Raw genomic sequence first — 15,028 nt, forward strand, 5'->3', positions numbered from 1 at the left:
TCTCTGGCCGCCCCGTGTAAAGCGCCGTAAGCCCCGGGTAAATCGATGTAAAGATGGCCGTTTTGACACGCAATTGGGGCTGGGCAAGCCGTTGTAAATCGGCGTAAAAGACCGCCGGATGGGCCTGCCGGACTGTTATGATCGGCTCATTGACATAGAAAGAAACACGCGGCATGAAGAGCAAAGTACTGCTGATCGACGACGACATCGAACTGGTGGGCATGTTCAAGGAATACCTGGAACAGGAAGGTTTTGACGTCAAAATGGTGCACGACGGCGAAGCCGGCACCGCCGAAGCCTTCACCGGCCTGTATTCGATCGCCATCCTGGACGTGATGATGCCGCGCATGAACGGCCTGGAGACGCTGCGTCGCATCCGCACCAACAGCCAGCTGCCGATCCTGATGCTGACCGGGCGCGGCGACGACACCGACCGCATCGTCGGCCTGGAACTGGGCGCCGACGACTACGTGGCCAAGCCTTGCACCCCGCGCGAGCTGACCGCCCGCATCCGCGCCATCCTGCGCCGGGCGCACAGCGCGCCGCTCGACAACGGCACGCCGGCCGCGCTGACCGTCGGCCAGCTGACCATGTGGCCGGAACAGCGGCGCGCGGCCTGGGCCGGCGACAAGCTGGAACTGACCAGCACCGAATTCAACCTGCTCGAAGTGCTGGCCCGCAACGCCGGCCGCCCGGTCAGCAAGAACGCCTTGTCCGAACAGGGACTGGGCCGGCCGCTGGCGCGCTTCGACCGCAATATCGACGTCCACCTGAGCAGCCTGCGTCACAAGCTCGGCACCATCGCCGACGGCCGCTCCTGCCTGCAAACCGTGTACCGCCTGGGCTATCAGCTGATCAAGGAGTAGCCCGTGGGCCGTTTGTTCTGGAAGTTTTTCGTCTGCATCCTGCTGGCCCAGCTGACCGCCACGGTCGGCATCGGCGGCGCCATCTGGCTCAAGAACCGCGACCAGCAAGCCAACCAGGCCAATGACCTGGACACCAGCCCACCGGCCGAGATGGCGATCAGCTCGGCGGCCGCCACGCTGGAATTCGGCGGCGTCAAGGCGCTGCGGCGTTTGCTGGAGGGGATGGAACGGCACAAGGTGTTCGCGGTCGACGAACAGGGCCATGAACTGCTGGAGCGCACCATCAACGCCGCCATGCTGCGCGAATCGCGCACCCTGCTCAAGCAGGAAGGCAAGCGCCGCGTGGTACGCCAGGTCGCCGACCTGGAAGGGAAACGATACATATTATTTATACCATCACACGGCCTGGGCTTCGACCGTCCGCTGATGGCAGGGCTGGGCAGCACCCAGATGGCACTGCAAGGCGGGCCGGCGGCGCCACGCGGGGATCAGCCCGGCGGCGGCCCAGGGCCGGGGCCGGGTGCGGGCTCCGCCCAAGGCCCAGGGCCTGGCCCCGGCTTCGACCCTAGCCGGGCCGGCGCGCCACCGGACGCCCCGCCGGGCAGCGACCGCGGCTATGGCGGTCCGGGCGGCCCCGGCGACATGCGCGGCCCGCGCTTCCAGCCGCTGACCCTGTGGGTGCCGATCGCCGCCGCCACGCTGGCCAGCCTGTTGTTCTCGATGCTGCTGGCCTGGTACTTTTCCCGGCCGATCCGCGCTCTGCGGCTGGCCTTCGACGCCGCCGCCGGCGGCGACCTGGCGCCGCGCTTCGGCGCGGCCGGCAAGGGCAAGCGCAACTCCGAACTGAACGACCTCGGCCGCGACTTCGACCGCATGACGGCGCGCCTGCGCAACCTGATCGACGGCCAGACCCGGCTGCTGCACGACGTCTCGCACGAACTGCGCTCGCCGCTGGCGCGCTTGCAGGCGGCGATCGGCCTGGCGCACCAACAACCGGACAAGCTGGCGGCCTCGCTGGAGCGCATCGAACGCGAAAGCGTGCGCATGGATAAACTGGTGGGAGAATTATTGACGCTGGCGCGCCTGGAAGCGGGCGCCATCAAGGCCAGCCAGGAAGAAATCGGCATGGCCGAACTGCTGGACCAGATCGCCGACGACGCCAGCTACGAAGCGTCCAGCCAGCAGCGCAGCGTGGTGCTGGAAGGCGAAGCCGACGTGCTGGTCGCCGGCCAGGCCGACCTGCTGGGCCGCGCCATCGAGAACGTGGTGCGCAACGCCATCAAGCACAGCCCGGACGGCGGCGTGGTGCAGCTGCAAGCCCACACCCTGTCCGACGCCCGCAGCCTGAGCATCCGCGTGCTCGATCGCGGACCGGGCGTGGCGCCGGCCGATCTCGACACCATCTTCCAACCGTTCTTCCGCTCCAGCAGCGCCAGCACCGAAGGCCACGGCCTGGGCCTGGCGATCGCCCAGCACGTGATCGAAGCCTACGGCGGCAGCATCAAGGCCAGCAACCGCGCCGGCGGCGGCCTGTGCGTGGAGATGATACTGCCGGTGAAAGTTTGAACTAGTTCTTATGCTTTAGGCAAGGTCACGCCGTGCTGGCCCTGGTACTTGCCGTTGCGGTCCTTGTACGACACGTCGCACACTTCGTCGCTCTCGAAGAACAGCACCTGCGCGCAGCCTTCGTGCGCGTAGATCTTGGCCGGCAGCGGCGTGGTGTTGGAGAACTCCAGCGTCACATAGCCTTCCCATTCCGGCTCGAACGGCGTTACGTTGACGATGATGCCGCAACGCGCATAGGTCGACTTGCCCAGGCAGACCGTCAGCACGCTGCGTGGAATGCGGAAATATTCCATGGTGCGCGCCAGGGCGAACGAGTTCGGCGGGATGATGCAGACATCGCTCTTGATATCAACGAAGGAGTTCGAATCGAAGTTCTTCGGATCGACGATGGTGCTGTTGATGTTGGTGAAGACCTTGAATTCATCGGCGCAGCGGATGTCGTAGCCATACGACGAGGTGCCGTAGGAGATGACCTTGCGGCCGTCTTCCTGGCGTACCTGGTCCGGGAAGAACGGCTCGATCATCCCATGCTGCTCCGCCATCCGGCGTATCCATTTATCGCTTTTAATTGTCATCGCAAGGCATTCCTAAAGTTCAGGGGCGGCGCAAGCGCGCCGAATGCCCAAGATTTTACGCGAAAGCCTGCTTTTTAAGAACTTTTTTACCGGATTCGTTCAACAGCCCGGCAATCATCTCGCGGGTTGCCTGCGCCGCCAGCGCCGGCGACTCCATCGGGAACAAATGTCCGCCCGGCACAATGCGGTAGTGCTTGCCCACCAGCGCCTGGGTGTGGCCGAGGCCGGACTGGCTGGTTTCCCAGGAATCGGTGCCGCCGATGAAACCGATCGGCGCCGGGAAGCGGCCCCGCACCAGTTTGGGCAGGTGATGCGGCAGGCTGGCGTAGATCATGGTTTCCACTTCGCGGGTGAAGCGCAGCTGCACGCCTTCCGCATGCGGCTTGAGTCCGCTTTCCATGTAATCGGCCAGCACGCCCGGCGCCCAGGCGGCGAACAGGTCCTTGCCGGCGAAGTGCTGGAAGGCGGCCTGCGCGTCCGGCCACACATTGCGGCGGCGGATGGAGAATTTTGCCGGCGGCACGCGGTTGGCGTTGCCGCTCATTTTGATCAGGCGCCAGAACAGCGCGCGCCATCCGGCCACGACCGGCGCATCGAGCATGACGACGCAGCGCACCAGGTCCGGCCGCGCATGGGCCACCATCAGGCTGAGCATGCCGCCCAGCGAGTGGCCAACCAGGATCACCGGCTCGTCATAGCGTTTGGTGAGTTCATTGATGTATTCGTCGACCAGGTGCGGCCAGCCGTCGCTGACCGGGTAGCGCGCGCTATGGCCGTGCATGTCGAGCGCCTGGATCTCGAAATCGTCGGCCAGCAGCTCGAAGTACTGGCGGTACACACCCGCCGGGTAACTGTTGGCGTGGGCAAAATGCAGCTTGGGCTTGGTCACAAGCGGTCTCCGTATGATTGTTTTCAGACCATTGTAATGGCACTTACCTCGGCAGGCTTGGGGGAAAGGCTCTAATTTAGCGGCCGTACCAGTAGCGCGCGTGTGCCTGGCGCCAGGCGCCGATCTCGATAGTATCGCCAAAATCCAGGGTCAGCGCGCCGGCCTGGTCGGTGCGCAGGCGTTCGATGTGCAACTGGCCGTAGCGCTCGTAGATTTCCGGCTTGGGGTGGTGGTAGCGATTTCGATAACCGACCTGGAACAGCGCGGTCCGCGGGTGCACCGCCAGCAGGAACGCCGGCGTGGACGAAGTACCGCTGCCGTGGTGTGGCGCCAGCAGCACGTCGGCCCGCAAGCTGGCGGGGTCGCGCTGCACCAGCGCGGCCTCCTGCGCGGCTTCGATGTCGGCGGCCAGCAGCATCGATTTGCCGCCGGCCGTGATCTTCAGCGTGCAGCCGCGCGCATTGGGTTTGAGCGTGGCGTCGGCGTAGCTGGCGGCAGGCGGATGGAGCAGCTCGAAACGCACGCCGTCCCAGTCCCAGCGCTGGCCCGCCGCGCAGTGCAGGTGCTGGCGCGCGGCCCTGGCGATGGGATGCTGGGAAGGCAGCGATGACAGTACCCAATCCACCCGCACGCCGTCCAGTATCGTCAAGGCGCCGCCGGAGTGGTCGGCGTCGCTGTGGGTGACGATCATGCCGTCCAATGCGGCGATGCCGCGCGCCTTCAGGTAAGGCAGGATCACGCGGTTGCCGGCATTGGAGGTCAGCGAGTAGGTGGGGCCGGTATCGTACAGCAGGCGATGCCCGCTGGTCTCGATCAACAATGCCATGCCCTGCCCCACGTCGAAGGCGGTGACGTTCATCCGGCCTGGCAATGGATGCGATGGCTCGGCGGCCAGCAGCGGTATCCAGCTCGCCAGGCCTAGCCAGCGCACCGGCCAGCCGCGCGGCGCAAGCAGCCAGATGGTGCCGCCCATGGCCCAGCAGAATAGCCAGAACGGCGGCGTCGGCGCGCTCCATACGGCGTAGCGCAAGCCGCTGAACCATTGCAGGCAGGCGGCCAACCATTCCACCAGCAGATGCGCAAGGCCCAGCACCGGCGCCGCCAACAACGCGGGCAGCATGCTGCCGACCAGCGCGAGCGGCGTGACCACAAGGCTGATCAACGGTATCGCCACTGCGTTCGCCAGCGGACTGACCACAGAGACCTGGGCGAACAACAGCATCGTGAGCGGCACCAGGCCAAACGTCACCGCGTACTGCGTGTGGGCGCCGACGCGCAAGGCCTGCCAGAGCTGCTCAAGGCGTGAGGGACGAGGCGCGGCATCGTCGCGCCGCGGGGTCCGTAGCGTGGTGCGGCCGACCGACGCATACAGAATCGTGGCGACCGCGCCGAACGACAGCCAGAAGCCCGGCCACAATACCGCCCAGGGATCGATCAGCACCACCACGCCAAGTGCGCAGCACAGCACATGCGAGACGCTGGCGATGCGGTTCAGCCACAGCGCGGCGGCGACCACCATCAACATGTACAAGGTGCGCTGCGCTGGCACGCCGAATCCGGCCAGCAGGACATAGAACAGCGCCACCGTCGCGCCGACCAGCGCCGCCACTTTTTGCGCGGGCAGCAGCAAGGGCAGCTGCGCGCGCGTGAAGAACGAATACCGCCACAGATTGAAAGCGGCCAGCGCGAACAGACCCGCCACCATCGTGATGTGCAAGCCTGAGATGGATATCAGGTGGCCGATGCCCGTCCGGTTGAAGACATTCCAGTCCGATTGATCGATGCCGCGCTGGTCGCCCACCACCAGCGCGACGATCACGCCGGCATACGGCTTGCCGGGCAGCGCGGCCAGTATGCGCGCGCGCAGCAACGCGCGCGCGTGCTCGATCACGTTGCCAACGCTGAAGACAAAGCCGTCCAGTCGCAGGTTGTTCGGCGCCGGCCGCACGTAGCCGGTCGCGCGCAGGCCTTGTTCCAGCAGCCACACTTCGTAGTCGAAGCCATATGGGTTGGCATTGCCGTGGGGCCGTTGCAGGCGCACCGTCAGCTGCCAGCGCTCGCCCGGCTGGACATCGCCGATCTCGTTGACTTGGTCGCGAAATCCGGCATACCAGGCCAGCGAAATATGCGGCGGAACGGCGTCCAGTGCACGGCCCAGCACACGCTCCACCGCGAAATTGAAACGCACGCCCTGGTCGAAGCGGTACGGCAGATTGTCGATGGTGCCGATCAAGGTGAGGTCGCGGCCTTCGTCAGCTGCCGCAAGTTGGGGCGCCAGGACGCGGTAAGCCATCCAGGCCGCCCACAAGAACCCAATCACGGCGCCGGCCAGCAACGATGCCGCGCAACGCAATGCGGCATCCGCGCGCGCGCCGAAGCGGTGCATTTGCCTCCGCAAGCAGGCGTACCACGACAACAAGCACGCCGCCAGCACAAGGACCGCCGCCAAGCCGGCCATCGCGGACGGTAGCGCCGCCTGCGTTTGCAGCCACGCCGCCCCTGTGGCGAAGCCGATCGTCACCGCCCTCATCGCCTTGTCCGGCCTGACGGCCGCTCCTCAAGTATCGCAACAGTCCGATACTACGCAGAACCGCCGCCGAGGCATGAACGACCTTATCGTAGATTGATGCAGATCATCCGGTGCGATATGCCGACAACTGATTCTGCATCAGGCGGAAATACAAGCCGGCGCGCTGCTGGATCAACTCCGCATGCGCGCCCTGCTGCACGATGGCGCCCTGCTCCAGCACCAAGGCGCGGTCGGCCTTGACGATGGTGGAATAGCGATGGGCAATGACGATGGTGGTGCGGCCCTCCATCAGCTTATCCAGCGCCTGCTGCACTTGCAATTCGCTGGCGGAATCGAGCGCGCTGGTGGCTTCGTCGAGGATCAGGATCTTCGGATCGCGCAGCAAGGCGCGGGCGATCGCGATGCGCTGCTTCTGGCCGCCGGACAGCTGCACGCCGCGTTCGCCGACCACGGTGTCGTAGCCGTGCGGGAAGCCTTCGATAAAGTCATGCGCGTTGGCCAGGCGGGCGGCGTCGACCACGTCCGCCCGCGTCACTTCGCGGTCAGGCACCGCGAAGGCGATGTTCTCGAATATGCTGCCCGAGAACAGCGACGGCTCCTGCTCCACAATGGCGATATGCGCGCGCACGCCGGCGACGTCGATCTGCTCGTATGGCAATCCATCGAAGGCGATCACGCCGCTGCCCGGCCGATAAAAGCCCAGCATCAAACTGGCGATGGTGGACTTGCCCGCCCCCGACGCCCCCACCAGCGCCACGTTCTCTCCCGCAGCAATCGTGAAACTGACGCCGTCGAGCGCAAGTTTTTCCGGCCGCTCGGGATAGACAAAACTGACGTCGCTAAACGACAGGTCGCCGCGCAACGCCACAGCAACGGCAGGCTGGGCGTCGGATGGGCCTTCGCTCTCGATGATCTCGAACACCCGCTCCGTGGCGCCGATGGTGCGCATCCAGTCGCTCCAGAAATCGCTGACCGCACCCGACGAACTGGTGACCATGCCGGCATAGATCACAAAGCTGGTCAGCTCCCCCGCCGACAGCCTGCCTCGCCCGATCAGCGTCGCGCCCAGCCACAGGGTCGCCAGCAACGCCAGGTACATGGCGAACGACGACACGCCGCGAAACGACGCCAGCAAGCGCGTGTTGCCTATCGCCGCTGTCAGCGCGTGCGCGGTGGCATCGGCATATTTGGCACCGGCGGCGCGCTGCTGGTTGAACGCATGCACCAGCCGGATATTGCTGAAGTATTCGTGCGCCACGCTGCCGCAATCGGCCTGGCGCTGCTGGATTTCGCGCGATCGCCGGCGTACATGCTTGCCCAGCCAGTCGCCCATGTATAGCGTCAACGGCACGTAGACCAGCAGGATCAGGCTCAGTACCGGTGAAATCGTCAACAACATCACAACGCAGCCGGCCAGCACGCACAAGGACCGCAGCGAAATGGCCAGGCCCATGGTCAGCGTGTCATGCAGGATTTCGACGTCGGCCGACAGGCGGCTGGTCAGCTCACCGACGTTGTGCTTGTCGTAGAAGCCGACCGGCTGCCGTATCAGCGCCCCGTACAGCAGGCGGCGAATGCGCGTGACGATCATATGCCCGGTCGTTTCGAACAGGTAGTAGCGCATCGTGGTCGCCACCGCCTGCAACGCCAGCACCGCCGTCACCGTCGCGGCGAAGGGGCCGAACCAGCCGCCGTCGTTCTTCAATCCGATATGATCGATGAAATACGACAGCGCCCGTGGATAACTCAGTTCCACCAACACCGTCACGGTCATGAACAACAGGCCCAGGGCCAGGCGCGGCGCGAACACGCGCAACAGCGCCAGCCGTTGCAGATGCGGATTGCTCATGCAACGCCGGACCAGCGCGGAAGCAACCCGTCCGCTTGCCGGTAGCGCACCGTCACGCCATCGCGCGTGGCCAGCAAGGCTTCCTGCACCGGCGCCTCGACCGAAGTCCGCGCACCGCCGCCGATATGGGCTTGCAGCAGCAGCGACATCTCCCAGGCCAGGTCCTCGATCTTGGAATCGCGTCGCATTTGCAGGCCGAGCGACGCCAATTCCTCGCCGGTGATGGCGTAGTGGTGCGAGTGGTAGGCGGACATCAGGTGCTCGACGATCTTGCCGCGCGCATCGGCATCGCGCTGCGGCAGCTGATAGCGCAACAACTCCTCGCCGATCTGGCGCAGCTCCAGCGTGGTGCGATAGAACGCCGTCAGCGTGGGCGGGAATACGCTGGCGCTCAGCAGCGACAACGCTTCCGCGCGCGCCTGCCCGGCGTCCGCGCCGAACCAGGCGGCGCACATTTCGCCGAACTGGCTGATGTCCTGCGACGACACGGCGCTCGACTCGCCGCCTTCTGCATCGCCCTGTAAATGCGGGTCGATGGGCGAGAAAATCGCCAGCTCGCCGGCGATGATCTCATCGGCCGCCAACGTCAGCAACGTAGCCGACGACTGGCAGTAATAAGGCACGATGAAACCCAGGCGCTGCGTGTACCCGCGCAGCAGCAGCGCGATACGGCGCGCGGCGTTGACCATGCCGCCACGGCATTGCAGCACCACGTCCAGCCGCTCGCCGTGGCCGATGGCGCGCAGTTGCTGGTAGAGCGCGGGCAGCATTTCCATGTCCAGCTGCGCAGCGGCCATCACCAGCACCCTGCCCCCGCGCAGCGCCTCCATCTGCTTGATTTTTTCCGGCAGATGCTGGTTCAGTGCGTGCGGCATGCGGCCTCCTGCAACAGCTGGCCGGCCAGCGTTTCCAACAGATTGAATTCGGGGATCAGCTGCTCGATGAAGAGGAACTGTCCGGCGGGATTATTTTCGAGGAAGACGTAGTCGTCGTCCGGCGTGACGATCAAGTCCAGCGCGCTGAAATTCAAGCCGTAGCTGGCCACCAGCTCCAGGCAGCGCTGTTCGATATGCGCCGGCAGCAAGGTTGGCTCGTAGCGGATAGTCGCCGACATGTCGCGGCAATCGACCGCCGTACGGCTGTCGTCCTGGCTGTGGATTTTTGCAGCGAACACGCGGCGGCCGATGACGGTCACGCGCAGCTCGTACTGCTTGGCGATGTAGCCCTGGAACTGGCAAGGCAGCTCGGCCACCGCCTCGATGGCCTCCATCATGTCCTCGTCGACCACGGTAGTGGTCAGACCCTCGACGATGCAGTCGGCGGCGTCCACGTCCTCCGCCGCCAGCGACGGGGTCGACATGGCCTTGAAGATCATCTGGCCCGGCAATTGTCGCTGGAACTGGCGCACCTGTTCGGCGGAATTGGTGACCAGCGTGGCCGGTATGCGAAAGCCCATGCGCTGCGCGCGCTGCAGCTGCTCGCCTTTCCACATGGCGCCGCGCATCGTCAGCGGGTGGCCGATCCAGTAGCAGTCCAGGCCGTACAGCAGGCCGAACAAGGCTTGTTCGCTTTCCAGTTTGGCGTAGGCCAGCTCCTGCGCGCCCAGCTCCTCGCTGCGGTAGGCGAAGTCGGCCGACTTGCGGGCCCAGACGGCGCCCACCTCCTCGACAACGAGGCTGGCGCCCGTCGGCAGATGGCGGATTTCTCCGTGGCAGCCGTGCGGCTGGAAGGATTGAATCAGTTCGTAATCGCGGGGAAAGGCGTCGAGGTCGAGCCTGAAGAAGGTTCCGCCTCGCGCGGCCAGCATGGGGGTGAGCAAGTCGACATGGAGGTCGTCGCTGCGGGTGATAATCAGGATTTTCTTGGTCATGGAGTCGGCTAACTGTCCGCCTGCGCCCGGGAAGCCGGGGCACAGGCGGACAGATGCTTAGCACCAGATGCCAGTGTCTGCGATGTTGTTGCGTGGGCCGCGGGCATCAGGACCGGAGCAGCCGGCCAGCGCCACGCCTTCGCGGGCTTTCCATTGTGGAGCGGCTTTTACAGCGGCGACTTTTTTCTCTGCCAGTTTGAATGCGAACAGCTTTGTCTCATTTTGCTTTTTCATTTTGACGAACCTTTTCAGATAGTTAAAGTTCAAACGAGGACCACGGGTAGTGGTGCAAAGACAATATCATTGCCGATATTTCATGTCAAATAAAGCATTATTACAACACCGCCATGGTTTCAATCGTGCAGGCGGGCCGCTTGCGGTACGATCGCGCGCGCCTTATTTCACCGACACGTCGGTGGCTTTGACCGCGACGTGGTCGGTGATGTTCTTGGCGGCGATGGTCTCGGCCAGGAAGGAGGTCGACTTGACCAGCAGGTCGCGCGCCACCTCTTCCAGCGGCGAGCCGCTGATGCTGGCGTGGCTGCCGCCCAGCCCGACACCGCCGCCCCAACCCAGCGCCGACACGCCGAAGCCGTTCTTTTCGTTGTTCGCCTGGAAGGTCTTGGAGGCAATGATCTTGGCGCGCTTCACGTCCACCACGCGGATGTCCATATTCATGTGCACCTTGGATTTCTTGAAGTCGACCGAGCCGGCCAGCAAGCCCAGCGGGCCTTTGAGGAAGCCCAGGCCGCCCAGGCCGGTGGAGCTTTGCTCGAAGCCCAGCGAGGTGATCGAACCGGTGATCATGTAGTCGGCCGCCTCGGCCTCGACCTTCTTACCGATCAGCGCCAGTTCCTTGTTGATCTCTTCCATTTCCGCCCGTTCCTGCACGTCGAAGCAGCCGGTCTGGGTCAGCGCGGTGGCCAGCATTTCGGTCATGCCGGTGCCGACGCCGGTATAGCTCGGCTGCGCGACATCACCGCGGCGCTCCCACCAGCGGTACTGGCGCGGGTCCTGCTGGCCTGCGCCCGACGAGCAATCAGCCGATTTGCATTTGAATTCGGTGAACACGACCTTGGCCGCAGGCGTTTTGCACTTGGGCACATCGATCTGGCGCTCGGAAACCTCGCTGGAATCGGCGAAACTGGCGACAGGAACCAACACCAGGGCTGCAAGGCAAGTACTACGGACAATGTTTTTCATTACGGACTTTCGATAAATTGCGCAAATATTAAAGTTTTTGATTATGCACTATTGCGCCCAGGTCAAATCTATCGAAATCTAACAGTGTGGCCTGAAGCTCACATTGACATGCGCGGCAGCACGGCGCGCGCATTGGCGCTGGTGGCGTCGGCCACCTCTCGCAGGGGGATGTTGCGCAACTCGGCCAGCACGGCGCCGATGCGGGGAATTTGGTCGGGACTGTTACGGCCGGGGTGGACCCAGCTCGGGGCGATATCCGGCGCGTCCGTTTCCAGCACGATGGATGCCAGCGGCAGCTCGGCCGCCAGCCGGCGGATTTGCAGCGCGCGCGTAAAGGTCATGGCGCCGCCGAAGCCCAGCTTGAAGCCCAGCTCGATATAGCCCTGCGCCTGCTGGAAGCTGCCGTTGAACGCGTGGGCGATGCCGCCGGCGGGCCGGATCTGGCGCACGTGCTTGAGCACCACGTCCTGCGAGCGGCGCACGTGCATCAGCACCGGCAGCTCGAAATCGCGGGCGATCTTAAGCTGCTCGCGGAAGAAGAAGATCTGCTTCTCGCGCATCGCCGGCTCGGTCAGCATGGGGATAAAGAAGTCCAGGCCGATCTCGCCGAGCGCGACGAAACGACGGTCGGCCATGGCGGCGGCGACCTGCTCGCGCAACACGCGCAGGTCGTCCTCGTCGGCGTGCGGAACGTAGATCGGATGGATGCCCAGCGCGTAGCAGGCGTTGTCCACGCTGGCGGCGAGTTGCGCCACCACCGGAAAGTTGGCCGTCGCCACCGCCGGGATCACGATCATCGACACGCCCTGCTGCCGCGCCAGCGCCGCCTGCGCGGCCGACTCGCCGCCGAATTCGTGGGCGTCGAGGTGGCAGTGGGTGTCGATCCACATCACGTCAGTCCTGGTAAGGGTGCAGGCCTTCGTCGGTCAGGCGCAGCACGCGGTCGCAGCGGCGCGCCAGCTCGATATCGTGAGTGACGATGATGAAGGCGGTGCCCAGGGTGCGCGACAGTTCCAGCATCAAATCGAAGATCGTCTGCGCGGTGGCGTGATCGAGATTGCCGGTCGGTTCGTCGGCCAGCACGCAGGCCGGCTGCGTGACCAGCGCCCGCGCCAGCGCCACGCGCTGACGCTCGCCGCCGGACAGCTCGCCCGGCACGTGCGTAACGCGCTTGGCCAGGTTGACGCGGGTGAGGATCTGCTGCGCCAGCGTGCTGGCCTCGCTGCGCTTGAGGCGACGTATCATCAGCGGCATCGCGACGTTATCGAGCGCGCTGAATTCCGGCAGCAGGTGGTGGAACTGGTAGACGAAGCCCAGCGAGGCGTTGCGCAAGTCGCCGCGCGCCGTCTCGCTCAGGCTGGCGAAGTCCTTGCCCAGCAGGGTGACGCTGCCTTTGGTCGGCGTGTCAAGGCCGCCCAGCAGGTGCAGCAAGGTCGATTTGCCGGAGCCAGAGGCGCCGACGATGGCCACGCGTTCGCCGCGCCGCACGTCGATGTCGATGCCGTTCAGCACCTGCACCGAGTAGTCGCCTTGCGTGAAGGTCTTGCCCAGGCTGCGGCAGGAAAGGACCACGGGTTCCAGATTACTCATAGCGCAGCGCCTCCGCAGGTTTCACGCGGGCGGCCCACCAGCTCGGGTACAAGGTCGCCACGAAGGCCAGCACCACGGCCACGCCGCCGATCTTGAACACGTCCGGCCAACGCAGGTCGGACGGCACGCTGCTGATGTAGTAGATATCCTTCGACAAGAACTGCACTCCCAATAAATGTTCAATAAACGGCACGATGACGTCGATGTTGAGCGCCACCAGCACGCCCCCTGCCACGCCGATCGCGGTGCCGAGGATGCCGACCAGCGCGCCCTGGATCATGAAAATCTTCATGATCGAACGCGGCGAAGCGCCCAGCGTGCGCAGGATGGCGATGTCGGCCTGCTTCTCGGTCACGGTCATCACCAGCGTCGACACCAGGTTGAAGGCGGCCACCGCGATGATCAAGGTCAGGATGATGAACATCATGCGCTTCTCGGTCTGTACGGCGGCGAACCAATTGGCGTTGAGCTTGGACCAGTCGCGCATGATCAGGTCGCCCGACATGCTGGACTTCAGGTCTTGCGCCACTTGCGGCGCGCGGTGCATGTCGGACAGGCGCAGGCGCAGGCCGGCCGGCGCGTCCATGCGCAGCAGCTTTTCGGCGTCGGTCAGGTGGACGAAGGCCAGTGCGGAGTCGAACTCGTTGTGGCCCGCTTCAAAGATGCCGACCACGGTGAACGAGCGCAGGCGCGGCAGCACGCCGGCCGGTGTCGGCTGGCCCTGGGCCAGCGCCAGCGTGACCTTCTCGCCGAGGTTGACGCGCAGCGCGCGCGCCAGCTCGATGCCCAGCACGATGTTGTAGCTGCCCGGTTGCAGCGCGTTGAAGCTGCCCCGCTTGGTCTGTTTGGCGACGTCGGAGACAGTGGGTTCCTGCTCCGGCAGCACGCCGCGGATGATGGCGGGACGCAGTACATCGTCACGCACCAGCATGCCCTGCGTCTCGGCGAACGGCGCGGCGCCGATCACTTCGGGATTCTTGCGCGCTTCGGCGGCGGCGGCGTGCCAGTCCGGCATAGCACCGCGGGCGTCGAAGATTTCGATGTGGGCCAGCACCGACAGCATGCGGTCGGTCACTTCTTTCTGGAAGCCGTTCATCACGGACAGCACGACGATCAGCGCGGCCACGCCCAGGCCGATGCCGGCCATGGAAATGAGCGAAATAAAAGAGATAAAACTATTGCGCCCGCTGCGCTTGCCGGCCCGCGTGTAACGCAGGCCGACCAGCCATTCAAAGGGCAGGTTCCGGATAAGGCTCATGAGCTCCAAAGGGTATCAACATTGGTGAGCCCGCAGTGTGCCATATAAATAGGATTTCATGGGCGAAACACCGCACCCTGCCCCGACAAATCAGGCGAGGCTGGCGCCCTTGCCCGATTTGCGGCGGACGACCAGGCCCAGCAGGCCGAGGCCGGCCGCCATCATGGCCCAGCTGTCCGCTTCCGGCACGGCCGAAACGCCCAGCAGCGTTTGCGAGCCGGCTGCGGTGTATTCGGTGTAGACGTAGCTGCCGCCATGGCCGGAGTAAGCCAGCGCATCGCTCAGCATGCCGTGCGCGATGCCGGCGACCAGGTCGTTGTCATCCAGGACGCCGCCGGTGGTTGGCAACTGCAGTTTGCCGTGAGCGAAATCCTTGTCATCCAGCGTTTCCCACAAGGCCAGCTGGAAAGCCGCCGCATTGTTGGCGTTGTAGACGCCGTTATTCAATACTTTGCGGTACGAGGTTTCGTACAGGCCGACGATGGCGCTGTTCGACTGCCGGGTCAGCTGGCCGCTGTAGCCGGCCTGGTCGTTGGCCGGCGTGGTCGGATCGATGCAGAAGGCCAGCGTATTGACGCCGTCGCCGCTCAGGGTCCACGGGGAGATCGTGGTGGCGGACGGGGTGCCGAAGAAGGTGGCGTCATCGTTGTAGTACTCGAGCGCGGACTTGGTCTGCACGGTGATGGCGGCGTGGCTGACGCTGGAAAATACCAGGGCGGTGGCTACGGCGGCGGCTTTGACTGCGGTGTTGAAGTTGATGGTCATGATGATTTTTCTATAAAAGTAGTTGTAATCGGCCGCCGGAGCTGGTCCCCGGCGGCTTCCCCGCTTT

14 protein-coding genes are annotated in these 15,028 nt (G+C 64.8%); 2 read left to right on the forward strand and 12 right to left on the reverse strand.

The genetic code is table 11. The features are described 5' to 3' along the window. Nucleotides 1-173 precede the first annotated feature (173 nt). Both AC07OK_RS14635 and AC07OK_RS14640 read left to right on the forward strand, forming a co-directional pair. Nucleotides 174-866: a response regulator gene (locus AC07OK_RS14635; RefSeq protein ID WP_494690986.1), complete on the forward strand. Its 693-nt coding sequence runs from the start codon at nucleotides 174-176 to the stop codon at nucleotides 864-866. 3 nt (nucleotides 867-869) lie between these two features. After that, nucleotides 870-2,432 (forward strand): sensor histidine kinase, encoded by a 1,563-nt coding sequence (locus tag AC07OK_RS14640; RefSeq protein WP_494690987.1) that lies wholly within the window; start codon nucleotides 870-872, stop codon nucleotides 2,430-2,432. A gap of 8 nt (nucleotides 2,433-2,440) precedes the next feature. On the opposite strand, the gene dcd is transcribed toward AC07OK_RS14640, so the two are convergent. The 12 genes from dcd to AC07OK_RS14700 all read right to left on the reverse strand — a co-directional run bounded on the left by dcd (nucleotide 2,441) and on the right by AC07OK_RS14700 (nucleotide 14,961). Next, nucleotides 2,441-3,007, reverse strand: coding sequence for a dCTP deaminase (dcd, locus tag AC07OK_RS14645; RefSeq protein WP_026334698.1), 567 nt, complete (start codon nucleotides 3,005-3,007; stop codon nucleotides 2,441-2,443). Between the two features lie 55 nt (nucleotides 3,008-3,062). Continuing rightward, a complete protein-coding gene (locus tag AC07OK_RS14650; RefSeq protein WP_494690988.1) occupies nucleotides 3,063-3,896 on the reverse strand; it encodes an alpha/beta hydrolase in 834 nt (277 codons plus the stop codon). 76 nt (nucleotides 3,897-3,972) lie between these two features. Continuing rightward, entirely contained in the window at nucleotides 3,973-6,426 is a 2,454-nt protein-coding gene (locus AC07OK_RS14655) for a DNA internalization-related competence protein ComEC/Rec2 (RefSeq protein WP_494690989.1), read from the reverse strand. A 103-nt stretch (nucleotides 6,427-6,529) separates the two neighbouring features. Next, nucleotides 6,530-8,275: an ABC transporter ATP-binding protein gene (locus AC07OK_RS14660; protein ID WP_494690990.1), complete on the reverse strand. Its 1,746-nt coding sequence runs from the start codon at nucleotides 8,273-8,275 to the stop codon at nucleotides 6,530-6,532. After that, on the reverse strand, nucleotides 8,272-9,150 hold the full coding sequence (locus AC07OK_RS14665; RefSeq protein WP_494690991.1) for an SDH family Clp fold serine proteinase: 879 nt from the start codon (nucleotides 9,148-9,150) through the stop codon (nucleotides 8,272-8,274). Before AC07OK_RS14665 ends, AC07OK_RS14660 begins: the two co-directional genes overlap by 4 nt. After that, nucleotides 9,135-10,145 (reverse strand): MvdC/MvdD family ATP grasp protein, encoded by a 1,011-nt coding sequence (locus AC07OK_RS14670; RefSeq protein WP_494690992.1) that lies wholly within the window; start codon nucleotides 10,143-10,145, stop codon nucleotides 9,135-9,137. The genes AC07OK_RS14665 and AC07OK_RS14670 overlap by 16 nt, the downstream gene beginning before the upstream one ends. A 57-nt stretch (nucleotides 10,146-10,202) precedes the next feature. After that, nucleotides 10,203-10,379 (reverse strand): hypothetical protein, encoded by a 177-nt coding sequence (locus AC07OK_RS14675; RefSeq protein WP_494690993.1) that lies wholly within the window; start codon nucleotides 10,377-10,379, stop codon nucleotides 10,203-10,205. Between the two features lie 162 nt (nucleotides 10,380-10,541). Then, on the reverse strand, nucleotides 10,542-11,348 hold the full coding sequence (locus tag AC07OK_RS14680; protein WP_494690994.1) for a CsgG/HfaB family protein: 807 nt from the start codon (nucleotides 11,346-11,348) through the stop codon (nucleotides 10,542-10,544). 98 nt (nucleotides 11,349-11,446) lie between these two features. After that, a complete protein-coding gene (locus tag AC07OK_RS14685; protein ID WP_494690995.1) occupies nucleotides 11,447-12,238 on the reverse strand; it encodes a TatD family hydrolase in 792 nt (263 codons plus the stop codon). Nucleotides 12,239-12,242: 4 nt separating this feature from the next. Further along, nucleotides 12,243-12,938 carry a lipoprotein-releasing ABC transporter ATP-binding protein LolD gene (lolD, locus tag AC07OK_RS14690; RefSeq protein ID WP_494690996.1) on the reverse strand — a complete coding sequence of 232 codons (696 nt, stop codon included), beginning with the start codon at nucleotides 12,936-12,938 and terminating at the stop codon, nucleotides 12,243-12,245. After that, on the reverse strand, nucleotides 12,931-14,196 hold the full coding sequence (locus tag AC07OK_RS14695; RefSeq protein WP_494690997.1) for a lipoprotein-releasing ABC transporter permease subunit: 1,266 nt from the start codon (nucleotides 14,194-14,196) through the stop codon (nucleotides 12,931-12,933). Before AC07OK_RS14695 ends, lolD begins: the two co-directional genes overlap by 8 nt. Before the next feature lie 90 nt (nucleotides 14,197-14,286). After that, nucleotides 14,287-14,961, reverse strand: a complete 675-nt coding sequence (locus AC07OK_RS14700) for a PEP-CTERM sorting domain-containing protein (RefSeq protein WP_494690998.1) — start codon at nucleotides 14,959-14,961, stop codon at nucleotides 14,287-14,289. Between the last annotated feature and the right edge of the window lie 67 nt (nucleotides 14,962-15,028).

It is taken from the genome of Duganella sp. GW821-FHT07G03, assembly GCF_059418605.1.

Coding starts and splice junctions, on each gene's coding strand:
- AC07OK_RS14665 (WP_494690991.1), bottom strand. CDS start 9,150: ATGCCGCACGCACTGAACCAGCATCTGCCGGAAAAAATCAAGCAGATG.
- AC07OK_RS14675 (WP_494690993.1), bottom strand. CDS start 10,379: ATGAAAAAGCAAAATGAGACAAAGCTGTTCGCATTCAAACTGGCAGAG.
- AC07OK_RS14670 (WP_494690992.1), bottom strand. CDS start 10,145: ATGACCAAGAAAATCCTGATTATCACCCGCAGCGACGACCTCCATGTC.
- AC07OK_RS14655 (WP_494690989.1), bottom strand. CDS start 6,426: ATGAGGGCGGTGACGATCGGCTTCGCCACAGGGGCGGCGTGGCTGCAA.
- lolD (WP_494690996.1), bottom strand. CDS start 12,938: ATGAGTAATCTGGAACCCGTGGTCCTTTCCTGCCGCAGCCTGGGCAAG.
- AC07OK_RS14700 (WP_494690998.1), bottom strand. CDS start 14,961: ATGACCATCAACTTCAACACCGCAGTCAAAGCCGCCGCCGTAGCCACC.
- AC07OK_RS14695 (WP_494690997.1), bottom strand. CDS start 14,196: ATGAGCCTTATCCGGAACCTGCCCTTTGAATGGCTGGTCGGCCTGCGT.
- AC07OK_RS14685 (WP_494690995.1), bottom strand. CDS start 12,238: ATGTGGATCGACACCCACTGCCACCTCGACGCCCACGAATTCGGCGGC.
- AC07OK_RS14660 (WP_494690990.1), bottom strand. CDS start 8,275: ATGAGCAATCCGCATCTGCAACGGCTGGCGCTGTTGCGCGTGTTCGCG.
- AC07OK_RS14680 (WP_494690994.1), bottom strand. CDS start 11,348: ATGAAAAACATTGTCCGTAGTACTTGCCTTGCAGCCCTGGTGTTGGTT.
- dcd (WP_026334698.1), bottom strand. CDS start 3,007: ATGACAATTAAAAGCGATAAATGGATACGCCGGATGGCGGAGCAGCAT.
- AC07OK_RS14635 (WP_494690986.1), top strand. CDS start 174: ATGAAGAGCAAAGTACTGCTGATCGACGACGACATCGAACTGGTGGGC.